This window comes from Pseudomonas sp. G1002 (assembly GCF_013385455.1).
Classification (GTDB): domain Bacteria; phylum Pseudomonadota; class Gammaproteobacteria; order Pseudomonadales; family Pseudomonadaceae; genus Aquipseudomonas.
Window position 1 is genome coordinate 109,850 of sequence record NZ_JACAPY010000035.1, and the last position, 20,822, is coordinate 130,671.

14 protein-coding genes are annotated in these 20,822 nt (G+C 60.4%); 8 read left to right on the forward strand and 6 right to left on the reverse strand.

Features of this window, described 5'->3' with window-relative positions; all coding sequences use genetic code 11:
- The first annotated feature begins 147 nt into the window (after positions 1-147).
- The 4 genes from HX801_RS23480 (at position 148) to HX801_RS23495 (ending at position 5,453) form a co-directional block, all read left to right on the forward strand.
- Positions 148-1,038, forward strand: coding sequence for a bestrophin family protein (locus HX801_RS23480; protein WP_087693011.1), 891 nt, complete (start codon positions 148-150; stop codon positions 1,036-1,038).
- 75 nt (positions 1,039-1,113) lie between these two features.
- Positions 1,114-2,172 carry a lipopolysaccharide assembly protein LapB gene (locus tag HX801_RS23485; RefSeq protein WP_102369052.1) on the forward strand — a complete coding sequence of 353 codons (1,059 nt, stop codon included), beginning with the start codon at positions 1,114-1,116 and terminating at the stop codon, positions 2,170-2,172.
- Positions 2,173-2,283: 111 nt separating this feature from the next.
- Entirely contained in the window at positions 2,284-3,786 is a 1,503-nt protein-coding gene (locus HX801_RS23490) for an ATPase domain-containing protein (RefSeq protein ID WP_102369051.1), read from the forward strand.
- The gene (locus HX801_RS23495; protein WP_177022834.1) at positions 3,783-5,453 is read left to right on the forward strand and encodes a response regulator; all 1,671 of its coding nucleotides are present in this window, start codon (positions 3,783-3,785) and stop codon (positions 5,451-5,453) included. The genes HX801_RS23490 and HX801_RS23495 overlap by 4 nt, the downstream gene beginning before the upstream one ends.
- A gap of 30 nt (positions 5,454-5,483) precedes the next feature.
- Here the strand turns inward: HX801_RS23495 and HX801_RS23500 are convergent, their stop codons facing one another.
- The 5 genes from HX801_RS23500 to HX801_RS23520 all read right to left on the reverse strand — a co-directional run bounded on the left by HX801_RS23500 (position 5,484) and on the right by HX801_RS23520 (position 12,036).
- Positions 5,484-5,861, reverse strand: a complete 378-nt coding sequence (locus tag HX801_RS23500; protein ID WP_003217591.1) for a response regulator — start codon at positions 5,859-5,861, stop codon at positions 5,484-5,486.
- A 78-nt stretch (positions 5,862-5,939) separates the two neighbouring features.
- Positions 5,940-7,133, reverse strand: coding sequence for a hybrid sensor histidine kinase/response regulator (locus HX801_RS23505; protein ID WP_003217587.1), 1,194 nt, complete (start codon positions 7,131-7,133; stop codon positions 5,940-5,942).
- Positions 7,127-7,726, reverse strand: coding sequence for a chemotaxis protein CheB (locus HX801_RS23510; RefSeq protein WP_008431027.1), 600 nt, complete (start codon positions 7,724-7,726; stop codon positions 7,127-7,129). The genes HX801_RS23505 and HX801_RS23510 overlap by 7 nt, the downstream gene beginning before the upstream one ends.
- Positions 7,723-8,538: a protein-glutamate O-methyltransferase CheR gene (locus tag HX801_RS23515; protein ID WP_003217583.1), complete on the reverse strand. Its 816-nt coding sequence runs from the start codon at positions 8,536-8,538 to the stop codon at positions 7,723-7,725. Before HX801_RS23515 ends, HX801_RS23510 begins: the two co-directional genes overlap by 4 nt.
- On the reverse strand, positions 8,539-12,036 hold the full coding sequence (locus HX801_RS23520) for a response regulator (protein ID WP_008431024.1): 3,498 nt from the start codon (positions 12,034-12,036) through the stop codon (positions 8,539-8,541).
- 280 nt (positions 12,037-12,316) lie between these two features.
- Between HX801_RS23520 and HX801_RS23525 the strand changes: the two genes are divergently transcribed.
- The 3 genes from HX801_RS23525 to HX801_RS23535 all read left to right on the forward strand — a co-directional run bounded on the left by HX801_RS23525 (position 12,317) and on the right by HX801_RS23535 (position 18,093).
- Positions 12,317-15,883: a hypothetical protein gene (locus HX801_RS23525; RefSeq protein WP_256344293.1), complete on the forward strand. Its 3,567-nt coding sequence runs from the start codon at positions 12,317-12,319 to the stop codon at positions 15,881-15,883.
- A 216-nt stretch (positions 15,884-16,099) separates the two neighbouring features.
- Complete coding sequence (locus HX801_RS23530; protein ID WP_003217574.1) at positions 16,100-16,459, forward strand: response regulator; 360 nt, start codon at positions 16,100-16,102, stop codon at positions 16,457-16,459.
- Positions 16,460-16,692: 233 nt separating this feature from the next.
- The gene (locus HX801_RS23535; RefSeq protein ID WP_003217572.1) at positions 16,693-18,093 is read left to right on the forward strand and encodes a DUF1254 domain-containing protein; all 1,401 of its coding nucleotides are present in this window, start codon (positions 16,693-16,695) and stop codon (positions 18,091-18,093) included.
- Positions 18,094-18,123: 30 nt separating this feature from the next.
- On the opposite strand, the gene HX801_RS23540 is transcribed toward HX801_RS23535, so the two are convergent.
- Positions 18,124-18,795, reverse strand: a complete 672-nt coding sequence (locus tag HX801_RS23540; protein WP_087693015.1) for a DUF3313 domain-containing protein — start codon at positions 18,793-18,795, stop codon at positions 18,124-18,126.
- Positions 18,796-18,992: 197 nt separating this feature from the next.
- Between HX801_RS23540 and HX801_RS23545 the strand changes: the two genes are divergently transcribed.
- Positions 18,993-20,816, forward strand: a complete 1,824-nt coding sequence (locus tag HX801_RS23545) for a serine hydrolase (RefSeq protein WP_177022835.1) — start codon at positions 18,993-18,995, stop codon at positions 20,814-20,816.
- Positions 20,817-20,822: the final 6 nt, after the last annotated feature.

Below are 20,822 nucleotides of genomic sequence, written 5' to 3' on the forward strand. Positions count from 1 at the left end.
CAGATCTGCTTTCGCTCTGGTCACCGAAAAAACGGATATGTACTCAATCCCGATAGACCCCACCAATCACCCAGTCAGCCCAAGCAATTGGACGCAACGCAAACATGCTTCTAACCTGACAGCCTGCGCCACCCAAGAAGCCCGCCCATGATCGTCCGTCCCAAACCCAACCTGCTCGGCATCCTGTTCTCCCTCAAGGGCTCGATCGCCAAACGCATTGCGCTGCGCAGCCTGCTGGTCACCCTCCTGGCCTCAGTCATCGTGCTGGTAGAAACCCTGCACCCGGCCTACTTTTCCAAGGTCAACGCCACACCCTTCACACTGCTGGGGCTGTCACTGTCCATCTTCATGAGTTTTCGCAACAACGCCTGCTACGACCGCTGGTGGGAAGGCCGCAAACAACTGGGCCAGATGATCATCGAGATCCGCTCACTGATCCGCGAAACCCAGGTCCTCAACCCTGCCGAACGCAAACACGTCCTGCGCAGCCTGTGCGGTTTCGCCCATGGCCTGATCGCCCGCCTGCGCCTGGAAGACGAAAGCCAGGCGATCAAACCGTGGGCCAACCCAGAACCCGGCCACCCGAACCTGCCCGACAGCATCCTGCAAGACCTCGGCGCCCGCTGCTCGAACCTCGCCGAACAGGGCCACATCAGCGACTGGCGCTACACCCAACTGGAAACCCGGCTGTACGGCCTGAGCCAGGTCCAGGCCTCCTGCGAGCGGATCAAACACACCCCGCTGCCCTTCCCCTACACCTTGCTGCTGCACCGCACCATCTACCTGTTCTGTATCCTGCTGCCCTTCGCCATGGCCGAGCCGCTGGGCTGGCTGACCCCGGTGTTCACCGCCATCGTCAGCTACACCTTCTTCGGCCTGGACGAAATCGGCGACGACCTCGAAGACCCGTTCGGCTTCGACGAAAACGACCTGCCCTGCAACGCCATCGTGCGCACCCTGGAGCGCGAGATTCTCGCCGCCCTCGGCGAAACCACGCTGCCGCCGGCCCTTGAGCCGATTGAGTTCGTGCTGACGTGATGCGAGTTTGACACTCGCGATAACCTGACCGAAGCTGATGGCTTTGCACTAGCTGCCCAGCTTTCGGACGCCTGCATGTCAAAGTCACGCCGTTACTCCATCGTCGGCCTGTGCGCCCTGTTGTTTATTGTGCTGATCACCTGGTATTTCACCCGCACCACGCCGGTGGTCGTGCCCCCGGCCATCGCCCATGGTTACGCCAAGGCCTTGAAGCAGGCGCATAACGGTGAACCCGGCGCCGCCCGTGTGCTGTATCAACAGCTGGGCCGCCCGGACCTTTCCGACGTGCGCCGCGCCGCCCTGCATGCCGAACTGCCCAACTACCCAAGCCCCCAGGCCCTCAAGCTGGCGGACAAGGACCTGGCCAACGACGCGCCAATGGTGCGCGAGGCGGCGATTCACAGCATTGTCGGCCTGGTGCCCAGCGGCCAGCGCACGCTGTTGCTCGGGCCACTGCTGGATGACCCGGAGCAAAGCGTCAGGTTTGCCGCGGCCAATGCCTTGCTCGGGCTGTCCCCGGATACCCTGGGCCTGTACTTCGGCCCGTTGCAGCAAGTGCTCGACGAATACGTAAAGCTGCTCAAGGGCCAACCCGAAAGCCCCGAAGGCTGGATCCAGCTGGCACGCCTGTACATTCACAGCGCGCTACTGCCCGACGCACAAAACGCCCTGGAGCAGGCGATGCGCCTGCAACCGGACAACCTGCAAGCCGTGGTCGCGCAAATTGAACTGCTGGACAAGCAGGGCAAGGTCGACGAGTCCCGCCAACTCCTGGCCAAACAGTTGCAGGCCCACCCCGATTCGGCCTACCTGCAACATGCCCTGGGCATGTGGCTGCTGCACCATGGCGAGCGCGCCTTTGCCCTGCTCAGCCTGTCCCGAGCGGTGGAGCTCGAACCGAACAACCAGGATTACCGCTACGACCTGGCCACCACCCTGCACGCCCAGCAGGAACTGGAGGCCGCCCAGCGCCAGCTGGAAGAAATCATCCAGCGCAACCCGGCCAATCGCAAAGCCAGGGTGCTGCTGGTCAATTACTGGAAGGAAACCGGCCAGTTGCAGAATGTGCAGGTGCTGCTGGCACAGCTTGAACAGCAGAATCCGGACGACCCGGCGCTGCAACAGGGCCTGTAAAAGCGGTATTTGATACAAAACGTTGAACCGCCACACGGCGCCAAGGTCAAGTAAATATGGCGCGCCCCAGACGGCGCTGCCGACTACTTATTTGTGACCCGAGGGCACTTCTTGTCTACATCCAAAGAGCTGTTCACAGCAAAGGCGGCCACCGGTATTGAAGGTCTGGACGACATTCTTGCCGGAGGGCTTTCCCGTAGCCATTTGTTCCTGCTGGAAGGTGAACCCGGCACCGGTAAAACCACCGTGGCCCTGCATTTCCTCCAGGCCGGCGCAAAAAACGGCGAACGATCGCTGTACATCACCCTGTCGGAAACCGAGCGCGAGTTGCGCCAGGGTGCCAAGTCCCATGGTTGGGACCTGGACGAACACATTCACATCTTTGAACTGACTCCCCCCGAAAGCCTGCTCAATGCCGAGCACCAGCAAAGCCTCCTGTATTCCTCGGACCTTGAGCTGGGCGAAGCCACCCGGCAGATTTTCGAAGTGGTGGAACGGGTCAAACCTACCCGCGTCGTGATCGACAGCCTTTCGGAAATCCGCCTGCTGGCGCAAAGCTCCCTGCGCTATCGCCGCCAGATCCTGGCGATCAAGCACTACTTCGTGCGCTACGACGCCACCGTGCTGCTGCTGGACGACCTGACCACCGAGTCCCTCGACAAGACCGTACACAGCGTGGCCCACGGCGTGATTCGCCTGGAAGAACTGACCCCCAACTACGGTGCCGAGCGCCGCCGCGTGCGGATCGTGAAGTACCGTGGCCAGAAGTACCGTGGCGGTTTTCACGACTTCACCATCATGGAAGACGGCGTACATGTGTTCCCGCGCCTGGTGGCAGCCGAGCACCGTGGCGGCTACAACCGCCAGACCCTCACCAGCGGCATCCGCGAGATGGACGCCCTGTTGGGCGGCGGGATCGAGACAGGTTCCAGCACCTTGATCCTGGGCCCGGCCGGTACCGGCAAATCGCTGATATCGATGATCTTTGCCGCGGCGGCCGTCTCCCGGGGCGAAAAAGCCGCGCTGTTCATTTTTGACGAAGAGCTGGGCCTGCTGTTCGAGCGCATGAAGAACATGGGCATCGACCTGGAGGCCCTGCAAGCCACCGGCAACCTGCTGATCGAACAGGTAGACGCCGCCGAGTTGTCCCCCGGCGAGTTCTCCCATCGGGTGCGCCGCTGTGTGGACGAACGCGGGATCAAGACCGTGGTGATCGACAGTGTCAATGGCTATCAGGCCGCGATGCCGGAAGAGAACGCGTTGATCCTGCACATGCACGAACTGCTGCTGTACCTCAACCGCCGTGGCGCTGCGACCTTCATGACCGTCGCCCAGCACGGGCTGGTGGGGGACATGCAGGCGCCGGTGGACATTACCTATCTGGCCGACACCGTGATCCTGCTGCGTTACTTCGAAGCGCTGGGCAAGGTGCGGCGTGCGATTTCGATCATCAAGAAACGCACCGGCAGCCATGAATCGACCATTCGCGAATACCGCATCGGCAGTCGTGGCATGACCATCGGCGAACCGCTTGATGCGTTCCAGGGTGTATTGCGCGGCGTACCGACCTACATGGGCACCGACAACCCGCTGCTCAAGGATGAAAGTTCATGAGTGGCCTGCCGGCCATTTTCGAACGGGCGATCATTCTGGCGCCCCTGGGTCGCGACAGCTCCCTGGCGTTGATGATGCTCAATGAGGCTGGTTTCAACGGCATCATCGCCAGCCATTTGCAGATGCTCTGCGAGGAGCTGGAGCACGGTGCCGGCTTGCTGGTCATTGCTGCCGAAGCCCTGCGCGGTATCGACCTGGAACCGCTGCTCACGTACCTGCATCAGCAACCGGCATGGTCAGACCTGCCGATTGTGCTGATGACGCACCACGGCGGCAGCGAACAGAATGGCTCGTCGCACCTGAGCACCTTGCTGGGCAACGTGACGTTCCTGGAGCGCCCGTTCCACCCGATCACCCTGATCAGCCTCGTGACCACGGCGCTGCGCGGACGTCGTCGGCAATACGAGGCCCGCGACCGGCTGATCGACCTGAGCCAGAGCGAACAGCGCCTGCAAAGCACCCTGGAAACCCTTGAGCAACAGGTGGAAGAACGCACGGCGCAGCTGCGCAATAACGAAGAAGCGTTGCGCCAGTCACAGAAAATGGAAGCCGTCGGCCAATTGACCGGCGGCATCGCCCATGACTTCAACAACATGCTGACCGGCATCATCGGCAGCCTGGAACTGCTGCGCAGGCGCGTGGCTCGGGGCCGCACCGAAGACCTCGACAGCCTGATCGACCTGGGTGTCACTTCAGCCAACCGCGCGGCCGCCCTGACCCACCGCTTGCTGGCGTTTTCCCGTCGCCAGTCGCTGGATTCAAAACCGGTACAGATCAATCAATTGGTGAGTTCGATGGGTGAGCTGCTGCAACGCAGCCTGAATGAAAGCATTGCCCTGGATATCCGCCTGACCGAGCAACTCTGGACCGCCGAAGCCGACCCCAACCAGCTGGAAAGCGCCCTGCTCAACCTCGCCATCAATGCCCGGGATGCGATGCCCAACGGCGGCAAACTGGTGGTGGAGACCACCAACCGCCACCTCGACAGCGTGTTTACCGCAGCCTACGGCACCCTCACCCCTGGCGACTATGTGGAACTGAGCGTCAGCGACACCGGCTGCGGCATGCCCGAGAGCGTGATCAGCCGTGCATTTGACCCGTTCTTCACCACCAAACCCATCGGCCAGGGCACCGGGCTGGGGTTGTCGATGATCTACGGGTTTGCGCGCCAATCCCACGGGCATGTGTCGATCCACAGTGTGGTGGGCCAAGGCACCACCGTCAGCCTGTTCCTGCCGAGGTATGTCGGCGAGGTCATTGCAGATGAACCGCTCAACCCGGCATTGCTGCCGTTCGCCAATGCCGGCGAGACCGTGCTGATCGTCGAGGACGACCCGGCCGTGCGGGTGCTGGTCAGCGCCGTGCTGAGTGAACTGGGCTATGCCTTCGTCGAAGCCGGTGATGCCGACAGTGCCATGCCGATCATCGAGTCCAGCCAGCGCATTGACCTGCTGATCAGCGACGTTGGCCTGCCCGGCATGAACGGCCGGCAACTGGCGGAGATCGGCCGGCAGGTGCGGCCCGAGTTGAAGGTGTTGTTTATTACCGGCTATGCAGAGCATGCGGCTGTACGGGGCGGTTTTCTGGACCCGGGCATGCAGATGATCACCAAGCCGTTCACCTTTGATCTGTTGACGGCAAAGGTGAGGGAGATGATCAAGGCTTGAAGAGGGAGTGTGCTCCCTCTTCTCAAGACGTTAAGCCAACAGCCGCTGGATATGTTCCTGCAACGTATCCAGGTCAAACGGTTTGGCCAGGATCGGCGCATTGCGCGTGATCGGGCTGTTGCAGTCGAGAATCTCCTGCGGGTAACCGCTGATGAAGATCACTTTCAATTCCGGTCGCAGCTTGATCGCAGGCTCGGCGATCTGCACCCCGGAAATGCCGCCAGGCAGGCGGTAGTCGGTCACCATCAGGTCCAGGTGCGGCTTGGTGGCCAGGATTTCAAACGCCTGCTCACCGTCAATCGCCTTCAACACCCGATACCCCAGGCCCGCCAGGTACTCGCCCAACACAAACATAATCGATTCGTCATCTTCGACGATCAGTACAACATCTTGTGCATCTTCACTCATGGGAAGCCTTTGTCCGGTCAATTGCTGCTGATACGACCATGGGGTCACGCAGAGGTTGCGTCGGATTTGCGATTGATTTCATGCCCCGGCCTCCAGGGGCAGGCAGACGCGGAACAGCGCGCCCTCGCCTATCCGGCTTTCCACTTCAATGGTCCCGCCGTGGGCCGCGATAATCTGCTCGGAGATAAACAACCCCAGGCCCAGGCCCGCCACGGCATGGTTGGCCGACACGCGTTCGAACTGTTGGAAAATACGCTTCTGGTTGTCTTCGCTGATGCCGATCCCGTGGTCACGTACTTCTACCCGCGCTTCGCCATGCTCGGCGTACACCCGCACTTCCACCGGGCTCTTGGCCCCGTAGCGCAAGGCGTTGGTCAACAGGTTGGACACCACCTGTTCGATACGGAATTCATCCCAGTTGCCTACCACCGGCCCTTCCTGGACCCAGGCCACCGAAGACTCCGCCGCCGCCACCTGCGGCGCAAAATTTTCCAGCAGGTTGTGCACCAGTTGCGTGAGGTCAAAGCGACCGGGGCGGATCGACAGCTTGCCCGTGCGAATGCGCGACACGTCGAGCATGTCTTCGATCAGGCGGATCAGGCTCTGGATCTGCCGCTCATCGCGGTCGACCATGGCATGCATCTTGTCCAGGGTAAACGCTGCGGCGTTGTCCCGGGCAAGGTGCATCTTGCGCAGCTGGGTTTCCAGGATCAGCCCGTTGAGGGGCGTGCGCACTTCGTGGGCGACGATCGACATGAAGTCATCGCGCATGCGCACGGCCTGCTCCAGTTCGGCCTGGGTGGCCTGCAAGCGCGTGAGCAAGGCTTCCTGCTCGCGCCGGCTTTGCTCCAGGGCTTCAACCTGCTGCTTCATCGCCTTGCTCTGGCGGTACAGGTCAACGAATACGTTGACCTTGCTCTTGACCGCGTGGATATCCAGCGGCTTGTGCAGGAAATCCACGGCGCCGCTTTCGTAGCCCTTGAACGCATAGTTGAGCTCACGGCCGGCAGCGCTGACAAACACGATGGGAATGTTCTTGGTCTTTTCGGTGCCGCGCATCAGCTCGGCCAGCTCGAAGCCGTTCATGCCCGGCATCTGCACGTCGAGAATGGCCATGGCGAACTCGTGCTCCAGCAGCAACGACAAGGCCTCGTCGGCGCTCAATGCCTTATAGACCTGGCGGTCCTCGCGCTTGATCAGCGCTTCAAGGGCCAGCAGGTTTTCCGGCAGATCGTCGACGATCAGCAGTTTGGCCTGGACAGTACTTAACATGGGGAGGATTCCAGGGAAGCCAGCAAGGTGCCGATGCGGCTCAAGGTGAGGATATGGTCAGGTTCATGCAGCGCCAGGGCGGCCCGGGGCATCACGGCGACGCGGGCCTCCAAAGGGTCCTGCACCACCGTGGTACCGCCGCTCTGCTTGACGTGGGCCAGGCCCCGGGCGCCGTCCTGGTTGGCCCCCGTCAGCAAAATCGCCAGCAAGCCCTTGCCGTAGACATCGGCGGCTGAATCAAACAGGTAGTCGATTGCCGGGCGGGAATGGTGCACGCGGTCCTCCTGGCTCAGTGACAGGCTGCGGTCGTGCTCCACTGACAGGTGATAACCGGGGCCGGCAAAATACAGGGTGCCGGGCTGGATCACTTCCTTGTCGCGGGCCTCCACTACCTTCATCGATACGCGACGGTCAAACACTTCCGCCAACTGGCTGCGGCGCTCGTCGGGCAAATGCAGCACGGTAATGATCGGCAGGCCGAAGCTCGCCGGCAGCTCGCCAAAAATGCTCAGCAATGCCTCGACACCGCCTGCGGAAGCGCCGATCACAATGGCCTCGATCCCGGATACCGGGCTGGCAGTAGCTTCATTCATAATTTTCGGTAGATCCGTTCTTGCTTGACCAGGGGTTCGAACTGTTTGCTGTAGGCGGAAAAATCCAGGGTTTCCTTGCTGCCCAGCACCAGGAAGCCGCGATGACACAGCGACTCATGGAACAGTCCAAACGCCCGATCCTGCAACTTTTTATTGAAGTAAATCAATACGTTGCGACAGGAAATTAATTGAGTTTCGGAGAATACGCTGTCGGTCGCCAGGCTGTGATCGGCAAACGTCACGTTCTCCCGCAGGGTCTTGTCGAAGATCGCATGATCGTAAGCCGCCGTGTAGTAATCGGCAAACGAACGCTGGCCACCGGCCTGTTGGTAGTTGTGGGTGTAGGCGCGGATGTTCTCGAGGGAAAAGATCCCCTGCTTGGCTTTTTCCAGGGACCGGGGATTGATGTCGGTGGCGTAGATGATGGTGCGTTCCAGCAGGCCTTCCTCACGCAACAGGATGGCCATGGAATACACCTCCTCCCCGGTACTGCAGCCCGCGATCCAGATCTTGATCGACGGGTAGGTCTTGAGCAGCGGCACCACTTCCTTGCGAATCGCCAGGAAGTGCGAGGGGTCGCGAAACATTTCGCTGACCGGAATCGTCAGGAACTGCAGTAACTGCATGAACGCCGTCGGGTCATGCAGCACCCGTTCCTGCAAGGCCGAGATGGTGGCGCAGTCGAACTGACGCAACGCATGAGCCACGCGGCGCTTGACCGAAGCGCCGGAGTAGTCGCGAAAGTCGTAGCTGTACTTGAGGTAAATCGCCTCAATCAACAAGCGCAGTTCGATGTCAGTGCTTCGTTCCAATTAAATCCGTTCCATCTTGGGTAGCCACACGCGAATCAATGAAAACAACCGGTCCAGGTCGATGGGCTTGGCCAGGTAATCGTTGGAGCCTGCCGCCAGGCAGCGCTCCTGATCGTCCTTCATGGCCTTGGCCGTCACCGCGATGATCGGCAGCTTGCGCCAGCGCGGGTCCTGGCGGATCAAGGCGGTGGCCTCGTACCCGTCCATCTCCGGCATCATCACGTCCATCAGTACCAGGTCGATGTCATCGACTTCATTGAGTTTCTCGATCGCCTCGCGGCCATTACGGCCGATCACGACAATCGCGCCCTTGTGCTCCAGGGCACTGGTCAGGGCGAAGATATTGCGTACATCGTCATCCACCAGCAGGATCTTGCGGCCCTCGAACACCTTGTCGCGGCTGCGGGCAGTCCTGAGCATTGTCTGGCGTTCATGGGACAACTGCGATTCGACTTTGTGCAGAAAGAGTGTCACCTCGTCCAGCAGGCGCTCGGGGGAACGCGCGCCCTTGATGATGATCGAGCGCGAATACTTGCGCAGTTCGGCCTCTTCATCGCGGGTCAGGTTGCGCCCGGTGTAGACGATCACCGGCGGGAACGAGCAGATGTCCTCGATGGACATGCGCTTGAGCAGCTCGTTGCCGAGCATGTCCGGCAGCTTGAGGTCGATGATCATGCAGTCGTAGATGTGGGTGCGCAGCAGGTCCAGGGCCTCCTGGGCGAAGCCTACGGCGGTGATCTCGATATCATCGTCGCCGATCAGGCGGGCAATGCTGTCTCGCTGAAGGTCATCGTCTTCCACCAGCAGCACACGCTTGACCTTCTGCGTCAGCTTGGCTTCCAGGCGGGCGAACACATCCTTGAGCTCTTCGCGGGTGGTCGGCTTGACTGCATAGCCCACGGCGCCCATGTGCATGGCGGCTTCGACGCGGTCCTCCACGGAAATCACGTGCACCGGGATATGGCGGGTCCCGGCATGTTCCTTGAGACGTTGCAGCACGGTCAGGCCGGAATGGTCCGGCAGGCGCATGTCCAGCAGGATCGCGTCGGGAATGTACTGTTCCGCCAGGGCGTAGCCTTCGTCTGCGCCATGGGCCACCAGGCAGTGGTAACCCAGTTCATGGGCGAGGTCGAAGAGGATGCGGGCAAAGTTGGGCTCATCTTCCACCACCAGGATGCAACGCGTGGCGAACGGAGCCTTGTCGCGGTCATCGATAAAGCGCGGTATCTGCGCTTCGTGGGCGATCGGCATCGGCGACACCTTGATCGGCGCCGGTGCAGGCACAGGGACTACCGCGCGCGGCTGTTCCAGCGCGGGGGTGTCTTCGTCACGCTCTACATAGTGCTCGGGCACCACCAGGGTAAAGATACTGCCCTGGCCAGGTTCGCTGGTGACGCTGATATAGCCGCCCAGCAGGTTCGCCAGGTCCCGGGAAATCGACAGGCCCAGGCCGGTGCCGCCGTAACGACGGTTGGTGGTGCCATCGGCCTGGCGGAACGCCTCGAAGATGCTTTCCTGCTGGTCCGGGGCGATGCCAATCCCCGAGTCGCGTACGGTAAAGGCGATGCCCTCCCCCGGTGCCCGGGATACCGACAGGCTGACCTCACCTTTCTCGGTGAACTTGATGGCGTTGGACAGCAGGTTCTTCAGAATCTGCTCCAGGCGCTGGCGGTCGGTGAACAGCATGTGTGGCGAGCCTTCCTGCACCTCCACCTGGAACCCGAGCTTGCGGTCGGCCGCCAGCGGCTCGAACATGCCGCGCAGCCCATCCACCAGGCGCGCAACGCTGGTGTTCTCCGGGCGCATTTCCAGCTTGCCGGCTTCGACCTTGGAGATATCGAGGATGTCATTGATCAGGTTGAGCAAGTCGTTGCCGGCCGAGTAGATCGACTCGGCGAATTTGACCTGTTCGGCGCTGAGGTTTTCCTGGGGGTTCTCCGCCAGCAACTTGGCCAGGATCAACGAGCTGTTCAGCGGCGTGCGCAGCTCGTGGGACATGTTGGCGAGGAATTCGGACTTGTACTTGCTGGAGCGCTGCAACTCGTCGGCGCGCTCTTCCAGCTCGATCTGTACGCGGTTGAGCTGGACGTTCTTCTGGTCCATGGCATCGCGCTGCTCGGCCAGGGTCTGGGTCTGTTCGGCCAATTGTTCGTTGGTCTGTTCCAGCTCCGCCTGTTGGGTTTCCAGGTGGGCCTGGGACTCCTTGAGGATGCGCGACTGTTCTTCCAGCTCTTCGTTGGCCGTCTTGAGCTCTTCCTGCTGCACTTGCAGCTCTTCATTGAGCTGCTGGGTTTCGGCCAGCACTTCTTGCAGGCGCTGGCGATAACGCGCGGCTTCGATGGAGGTGCCGATGTTGTCGGCAATCAACTCCAGCAGTTCGACATCACGGTCATCGAGTGCACGCAGGAAACCCAGTTCGATCACCCCGTTGACCCGGCCATCATCGCTGGTCGGTACCACCAGCACGCTGCGGGTCGCACCTTCGCCGAGGCCGGAACTGACCTTGAAGTAATCCACCGGCACATCGTCCAGGCGAATCAGGCGGTCCTGCCGGGCCGATTGGCCGACGATGCCTTCGTCGTTGTAGATCGACTGTTCCTGCTGCTCCTGCTCGCGGGAGAAGCCATAGGTCGCCACGCGTGTGAGGCCGCCGTGCTCTTCACGCACGTACAACGCCGCCACCGCCGAGCCCATGTACTGGGCAAAGAACTGCAAAATGTTGCGCCCCAGCAGATTCAGCGTCAGTTGGCCAAGGACCTGCTCGGCCAGCTCGGTCTGGCCGTTGCGCAACCAGGCTTGCTGCTCGAGGCGCTTGGCGATCCTCTGCTGCGACATCAGGTTTTCGCTGTAACTGTTTGAAAGTTCTAAAAGATTCTTTCGGCCGACATACGCCAGGAAGCCACTCAGGCCGAGCACAAACACCAGGTACAAGGTGACGCTGATGATCGTGGTGCGGGTAACGTCTTCATTGCGGGTGATGCGGAACTGTTGCTCCATCGCCACCGCCCGGTCGTACTCCTTGCGAATCTCGTCCGTCAGGCTCTTGCCACGCCCGGCTTTCACGGCGGTGCGGTAATCGCCGTTTTGCCGCTGCATGTCAATCATCGACTGGGCGTAGGTGTTCCACGCCTGTTGCAACGATTCCAGACGCTTGAGCCGGTCCACCTGCTCCGGATTGTCCGCCACCAGTGCCTGCAAGTTGCGCAAGTCGGAAATGATCCGCGGCTTGGCCACTTCGTACGGGTCGAGGAAATGCTCGTCACCGGTAATCAGGAAGCCGCGCATGCCGGTTTCCAGGTCCACGGTCAGTTTCGAGGTTTCGTTGAGATTGTTGATTACCCGGTCGGTGTGTTCGACCCACTGGATCACCGACAACAGGTAGGTGATCAGAACGACGAAAAACACCGCGCTGAGCACGCCAACGCCCAACGGCAGTGCCACGTTGCGGCCCAGCAATTTACGGAAGCTTTTCTCATCGACAGACGACGCGGGAGTCATGGGCATGCCTTGGCCAATACGGAAAAACGAGGAGTTTGCCCCAAAGTTGCGCCTGAGCGCTATTTTTCTGCTACCCGTAGCGACATAGATTACATAACCCATTGATAAATAGACGAATGGATGTGTTTTTAACACTCGGCAATTGACTTTCCTTCTTACATGGGAACCGAAGTGAGCCTGGAACGTTGTGTGTGGGCCGCCCCACCCAAAGGGGTGCCGTGGGGAACAGGGAACCTCCCCGGAAAAGGCGCGTATCTCCTAATAAAACAGGTACCCACCGATGCAAAATGTCAGCAACCTCTCCGTGCAACAGCCTGCGCCCCAATTCTCTTCCTCCCCTGCTTCCGGGGCATCGTCCCTGAGCCCCCAGCCAGCCACGCCCCCTGCCGTTGCAGCAGCGCCAGCATCAGCCGCCAGCCGCTCCGATGTGCTGAAACAGCCCATGGCCGACCGGCAGAACTGGCAGAACCTGCTGGACGCCATCAACCTCGCAGCCCCGGCCCTGCAAGACTACGACACCGCCCCCTATGTACAGTCCGTCCTGAAGCTCACACAAATGGCCATTCATCCGGACTCGTCCCATCACAACACCCTCGACATGGGGACCAGGGTCAACCAAAGCCTGGAGGCATTCCTGAATGCCAACGGGGTGCCTCTGCCAACCTCCAAGGCCGAGTTGCTCAAGCTGAAACTGGAAGCGACCGTCAGGATCGCCTCCCACCCTTTCGGTGACCTGGGCGGTGCCCTGTCCTGGCCCGCACCGCTGGACCAGAACCAGCAAACTCAGTTGCGCCTGCTTGCGATGAACCACGCCCACCACCTCGGCGATCAGCCGCAAGTCACGCAGACAAAGAGCGTCCTGGACTTTCTCGCGTACCAGAATCCCATTCCTGTGGCCGCCTTGAACGACCCGGCGAAGATCCTCGAGTTTCTTTTAAGCTCGCCCGAAGGCCAACTGATGGGCCAGGCCCTGCAGCGCGGGCTCAATGGCATCGAGACCAAGAACAGCCATTACGACTACCTGCTGGCCGCCATCAGTGCACAGATGGATCCCGAGTCAATCCAGGCGCCTCAACGGAACAAACTGGCCGGTTTCGACGTGGCCAGTGAAGAACATTGGGGCAAGCCGGCCTCTGCCATCGTCAACGGGCTGAGCGCACACCTGTCGAGCGAGGGCAGAACGAGCCCCGAGATGGCCCAGGCGGGTGCTTACGTATTGCTGGCAAGAACAGCCCCGGAGTTCCTGATCAAAGACATCCCGGCCAGCGTGACCTATGGCAGCCCGGCCTGGGTCAACCTGGCGGTTGCGGCGGCGTCGATTGAAGCGCAGTCGCCGGGCTCGGTACCGAACATGACTTTCGCCCAAGTGATGCTCAAGGCCGAAAGCGCTGCACTCGCCGAGCCCGCCGTGACCCAAAGCGCACAGAGGGCAGCGCTGATTGATTGGGCCGTGGCCAACGGCGTTATCAGCAAACAACCCAACGATGCCTACAGCCCCGACCAGCTGGAAGCGATACGCGTCGAGTTCACTCAGCAGGTGGATGAACGCATGAAGGCCTCCACCCTGCTGGAGACCGATATCCCGAGCCGCAAGGCCATTGCACTGGCCCAGCTCAAAGAGCGATTTGGCGAGGATGTGCCGTTTGAAAAAAAGGCCCTGACGGTGAAGGACACCCGCCAACAACAGTTTGGCGTACCGCTCTACGACCCAAACCGCGCACCTGCGGGCCTGCATTCGTTGCTGGACATCGCCATGAGTGGCTTGGGCGATTACACCTGGGAATCCAAGGATCCAGACATCACCCAGGCACTGGAAGGCCAGTCGCTCAAGTTCGACGTAAACGCGACATTTCAAAAGCAGTTTGAAGCGTCGATCAAGTCGCTGAACGACGGGGTTGCCACCACCGTAAAGCACCTGATCGCCAGCCTGCCGCTGGAAGATCGAAAAAACATCGAGCAGGGCAACCTCACTTTTTACCAGCCCTCTGTTTATCAATTGGGCCCAAACCTGGTCACCTCGCTTTTCAAACCGATTAAAAATGAGCTGCTGATACAGGTAGAGGGTGGCACGGAACCTGTTACCTATAGGCTGGACATAAAAAACGGCAGCATCAAAAAAGTAACGCCCCAGGATTTCTCTGCGAGTACCTGGGAACTGGCGATCGAGGAAAACAGAATAAAAAAATTCGACGCTTCAGAGGCCACTGAGCCCGAGCGCTCAGCCAGTACAGACACGAACCCACTGCCTCCCAACAGCTTTGCCACCGCCCGTACCCAGTACATCGCGGATGCATTTGTCGAAAACCTCGACCTGGGCAACGAGGATGTCGTTAAGCAAGCCAAGGGCGCCACGACCTACGACAAGCAAATGGAAACCGAGTTGAAGGTGACCCATTTCTTCCTCGACCTCATTCCCTTCAAGTCAGCGATTGCCAACTTTACCAAGGGTAATTACCTGGAGGGGGCGATTGACCTCCAGCTGGACCTGCTGGGCTTTGTCAGCCTGGGTTCGTCCAAAGCGGCACAGGCGGGCACAAAAGCCCTCAGTGCAGGCGCCAAGGCGCTGAATGTTGCCAAAAAGATCGGTGTCGCCACCATCGGCGCCTTGAACCCGGTGGGCGGCTTGGGCGATTTGCTTCTGGGAGGCGCAGGACTGATTAACCGGGGCGGCAAGTTTGTAGTCGAAAAAAGCATTAACGGGCTAAACAAACTCAAGGGGGCAGCCGGCAGCTATGACCTGTTGAAAGCCGCCGGCAAGGAACATGGCGTCGCGGCAATCGGCACCATCAAGCTGGCGGATCAAACCGTCGAAGCCTCCGCTGTATTGAACAAGGGCGAATGGTACGCGTACGACGCCCTCAAGAAACAACCCTATGGCCCACCGCTGAAGGGGTTCACGCCACAGACCGTGTCGGTCCAGGACAACGTTGAAAGCTTCTGGGAGTACTTTGTCGGAGGGCCGGCCACCACGGCGCAAAACACACCCTCCAAGCAATTATCCAACTCATTCAAGGCTACGCAGGAACACGCCAGAACAACGAGCCACGATGCGTATATGCGTGGCTATAACAACGGGGTAGTGGATGACATCCCGGGCTACTCGGGCTCCATGGATATCGCAGAGCTCATGGAACTGGCACTTAAGCCGAATCGAAGCCCCGAAGAAATCGGCGCCCTGGCACAGTCAATAGGCAAAAAGCGATCAGAAGTCGGCCTTAAAAACTATGAGTTCTACAAAGCCGAAATTGAGCGCATCCCCGGCATCAAGCTCCGGGGCATGCCCCAGAATTTCTATTTGAGCCAGGTGGACACGGTGACCGGAGGCGAATGTGGCGTGTTAGCCAACGCAATGGCCTACGCCGTGTCCGTTGGAAAACAGGACGAGTACATCGACAAGCTTTTCATTGCAGCGGCAACCAAGGAAACCAACCCAAAATCGGCGAGGTTCATCAAGGACATGAGCGAAGCCCAGGATCACTTCAGAAAGCGACCGCACTCGGCTGAAGTCGTCACGCAAAAGTCCTATCAGGCCATCATCGATGACCTGGCCAACGCGACGACGTCCAAGACACTCATCATCGCCACGCCCGTCCACGCGATGACAGCGGGAGTGATCGTGGAAGGCGGCACGCGAAAATGGTTCTATTTCGACCCCAATTTCGGATTGGTCAATTTTCCGACCGAGGACGCCATGAAGAAAGGAATGAAGGAATCGCTGGCCAACAGTAAGGCGCAGCTTATCCCGGGAGCGTTTGGGACGCCGACAAACCCGGAATATACGGTCAGCACATTCAAGGCTAGCGAGAACCAGAGCCGGGTGCATGGGTTGGTGTACGGATCCCTTTAACCGATAAAACCGGCAGCTTGAGACCATGCCAGGGGCTTGCTGATTGTTCCAGCAAGCCCCTGGCAAGTGAGTGGCGGTGATACGCGACATTTGTAGCCGTTACCGGCACAATGTTTTGCTTATCTGGGGAACTTGCCGGGACCGACAATACTCAGGATGAAAACGGTCTTTCCATCGCCCAAGACCTGCCCCTTCCACTGTTCGGGAACCTCCACTATGTCAGCCGCCCCCTCCACCATCCTTGTAGTCGAAGACGACGCCATCGTGCGCATGTTGATCGTCGATGTCCTCGAAGAGCTGGAGTACCAAGTGCTTGAAGCGGCCGATGCCGAAGAAGCCTTGAAAATAGTTCAAGACACCGACCAGACCATCGACCTGATGATGACCGACGTCGGCCTGCCGGACATGGACGGCAAGCAACTGGCCCTCAAGGCCCGTGAAATACGCCCCGCCCTGCCCATCCTGTTCGCCAGCGGTTATGCCGAAAATATCGATTCGCCAGCCGACATGCAGGTGATCGGCAAGCCGTTCTCGATTGATCAGTTGCGTGACAAGGTCAAGTCCATACTGCCTTGACTGCCCCCCGATGCCGCCTTTCACAGGCGGCACTTGATCTCGTTGATGTCAACTGATCGATAGATCTTTGCGTTGAACCTCACGTGCCAAAAGACTTCCCGAGCAACTGAGTGCAAACTCTGCCTGACACGCAAAGGTTCAGCTAGTTGCGACTGTACGCGCCCACCGGAGCCTGCTTTTATAACAGCTGAAAACTCGACGACATCCGACTGACTCAGTAAGGACGCAACAACATGATTCGAACACCGACGCGCCTGCTGTTGGCGAGCCTCTCGATTTTCATGAGTACCGGCGCCTGGGCCGATTTCACCGCCACGCCGAGTGAAGCCCGGGCCATCGCCAAGGAAGCCTATCTTTATGGCTTCCCGGTGGTGGAGATGTACAAGACTCTCTACACCCAGGCTGTCGACAAGACCGGGGCGAACTTCAAGGCGCCGTTCAACCACATCGGGAACACCGCGCAGGCGATAACCCCTAAAGATACAGCGATCCCCACCCCCAACCCGGACACGCCCAACTCCTTTGTCTGGCTCGATCTGCGGGCCGAGCCCGTGGTGTTGACCCTGCCCAGGATCGAAGACAACCGCTACTACGCCGTGCAGTTGGTCGACCTCTATACGCAGAACTTCGGCTATCTGGGCACCCGCAGCACCGGTAACAACGGTGGCCACTACATGATTGCCGGCCCCGGCTGGAAAGGCCAGCAGCCAACCGATATCGACCGCGTCGTGTACAGCGAAAGCAACATCGCCTACGCCCTGTACCGCACTCAATTGTTCGATGAAAAGGACTTGGGCAAAGTCAGACAGATCCAGGGCGGCTATAAGGTCCAGACCCTGAGCAGCTACGTGAAGCAGCCCAAACCCATCAAGCCGCCGAAAATTGCCTGGCCCAAGCCTACGCCGAACATGAGCGACAGCGTGCATCTGTTCCGCTATCTGAACTTCATGCTGGCCTACGCAGCACCGCAGGACAGTGAGAAAGACGTGCTCGCGCGTTTTGCCAGGATCGGCGTCGAGGCGGGTAAACCGTTCGACCTCAAGGCCCTGACGGTTGAGCAACGCAAAGCGCTGGATGACGGCATCGCCGACGGCAAAGCCGAGTATGCAGCCTTCAAAAAAGACAAGATCGATACCCATCAAGTATCCAGTGCAGACCTGTTCGGCAATCGCGACCACCTTCAAAACAACTACCTGTACCGCTACGCTGGCGCCAACCTGCACCTGTTTGGCAACTCCGGCGATGAAACGGCCTACCTGCGCTACTCCGTGGACAGCGAGGGCAAACCCGCCAACGGCGCACGCCACAGCTACACCCTGCACTTCGCCAAGGACCAGTTGCCACCGACCGACGCATTCTGGTCACTGACCATGTACAACGCCAAGACCAATCTGCTGACCCCCAACCTGAAGAAGCGCTACGTGCTCACGTCGGGGATGTTGCCCAACTTCAAGCTCGACGCCGATGGCGGCCTGACGCTGTTGGTCGCGCACCACGAGCCACCGAAGGCGGAACAAAGCAACTGGCTGCCAGCACCACCCGGCCCGTTCTATGCCCTATTGCGCATTTACCTGCCCAAGCCTGAAGTGGGTAACGGGCAATGGAAGCAGCCACCGCTCACACCGATCAAATAGCACCCGCTCAAGTCGCGCACCGTTTGAGGCTTAGCCCTTTTTAAGCTTCAAAAACGATTGATGCAGGTCCGACGCCCAGCCGTCGATGACGTTTTTCACGTCATCGGCTTTCATCACCTGGGAGTCGTTTGCCAACGGTTTACCGGTGCCTTTGCGCACGACTTGGGCGACCACCTTGCCACTGGCACCGTCGAGGAATTGGGCTTCGGTGCCCAAGGTGGTTTCCTGGTCACGAATCCCGGCGCCCGTGCTGACCGTGGCGACCACCAGGGCGACAGGAATGTACTCATAGGGCTTGAGACTTTCGGTCTTGCTGCTGACGGCAGTGATCGCCGCGCGCACCACGATCACGCCCGGGCCTGGTCCGTCGGCCAGCGGCAAGGACTTTTCCAGTTCGCGCTTGAGCGCCTGGCTGTAGTAGGTGCTGATGCCCTGCAAGGTGCTTTCAGGGATCCTGGTGCTGGCTTGCGGCTTGGGGTAGAACTGGGTGGGCTCGATGTACACCGCGTTATAGCGGCTCAGACTCAGGTTGGGGTCCACCCAACGCATCACCTGCGCGCCCGATGGCGACTTGGCTTCCTTGAGGTTGCTGTAGTCGGAGAGAAACCCGGAGTATTCGTCCGGCTGCGTCACCTTGCTGGAACACCCCATCACCCCGATCGTGGCAATACACACGGTGCTGATCATTATTCCCAGTTTCATCGCGAGACTCCTTGGCTGACGTTGAGGAAGCGTTGAGCATTAGGTATAGCTGATGCTGGAGCTGCGGCAATGGAGCAAACCCGCTAGGGGCGGCCTGTATTAACAGTCTTTGACAGTTTCCCGACAAAGCTCACAAAGACTCATCGACGGCCCGCCCCTAGCATTCGAGCATCCAAACCACCCCTCGGGTGCTCATCATGTTTCGCACATTGCGCAGTATTCCGCTGCTGGGTTGCCTGCTGGGCAGCCTCGGCTGCCACGGCCAGCCGCCGGCCCCGCCGCCCGTTCCCAAGGGCGACTACAGCGCAATCATCCGCTACCTGCAAAAACGCATTCCCAGCGAAATGGCCAGGCAAAACATACCCGGCCTGTCCATCGCCCTGGTCAACGGCCAGGAACTGATCTGGGCCCAGGGCTTTGGCCTGGCCGACAAGGCCCTGGGCAAACCCGTCACCCCCAACACCGCGTTCCGCGCCGGCGCCCTCTCCAAACTGCTGACCGCCACCGCCGCCCTGCAACTGGTGGAGCAACAGCGCCTGGCCCTCGACGCCCCGATCCAGGACACGCTGCGGGAGTTCTACGTACGCTCGCGCTTTCATTCCGACCAGGCTGCCGCCGACCGCGACATCACCCTGCGCCGCCTGCTCAGCCACCAGTCCGGCCTGCCCAGCGAACACCTGCGGGACGTGCGCAACACCTTCGCCATGGGCCAGATGCCAATGCGTATTTCAGGGGTTTGGCTGAGCACGCCACCGGGGACCCAGGTGGCCTATTCCAACCTCGGCTACGCCCTGGTCGGCGCCGCCATCGAACGCAGCAGTCGGCAGGATTTCGAAACCCGACTGCAAAGCAGCCTGCTCAAGCCCCTGGAGATGAACCAGTCGAGCTTCGTCGGCACCGGCGCGCAACCGGGCTTTCGCGCCCGGGGTTATGCAGACGGCACCGTCAGCGCCGACGCCCAGGTGCGCGACCTCGCGGCCGGTGGCTTGTGGAGCAGCCCCAAGGACCTCAGCCACTACGTGCGCATGCTCTTCGCCCGGGGCCTCTATAAAGACAGACAGGTACTGGGCAGCCAGTCGATTGACGAGATGTTCAGCCAGCAAAACACCGGCAACGCCCTGGACTTCGACTGCCAGATGGGCCTGGGGTGGTTTCTCGCCCCTTGCGGCGATGAGCCGGTGGGCCCCGGCATTCGCACCTTCCAGCACAGCGGTGGCGGAGATGATTTCGCGGCGCAACTGACGATGCTGCCGGACCAGCAACTGGCCGTGATCGTGATGGCCAACGACAGCAACGCCGAAGAGATGGTGGTGTCCCTGACCACCGACACCCTGCGCCTGATGCTCCAGGCCCAGACCGGCGACCCGGTGTGTGCCGACAACTGCCAGGCGCCCGCCCACGGCCTGAAAATCCGCCAGGTGCCCGCCGCGATCGACCGCAGGCGCCTGGCGGGTTTCTACGCCACGGCCTGGGGTGTCTTCCGTATCAAGGACGAAAACGGCCAGCTGTATGGCGAGTTGGCCGACACCCGTTTCGAACTGCTGCGCGACGGCGAGGGCTGGCTGCGGGCACAACAGAAATTCCTCGGCTTCTGGCTCACGGACCTCGGCGAACTGGGCCGCGTGCAGCTGGATGTGGTAACGGTGCAAGGGCGCAAGATGCTCACCGCCCGCAGCCACGGCCAACGCGTGCCGGTGGGCGAACGCATCGAACCGACCCCGCTGAGCAATGCCTGGGCCGACACCATCGGCACCTATCAAGTGCTCAACACCCATGAGCCCGACGCGCCCCTGAGCGGCATCAGCGTGCGCCTGGAAAACGGCTTCCTGGTGATCCGCGGCCAACTGCACGACGAGCCGCTGACCGACTACATCCTGCTGCCCGTGGACAACGCCCATGCGGTGCTGGCCGGCAACGGCTATGGCCTGGGCGATACCGTGAGTCGCCAGGTCAACGGCCTGAGCGCCTCCGGCTACCACTTCAAACGTACCGATTCTCCCCACAACCCCTTGAGTCTCTGACCTCAC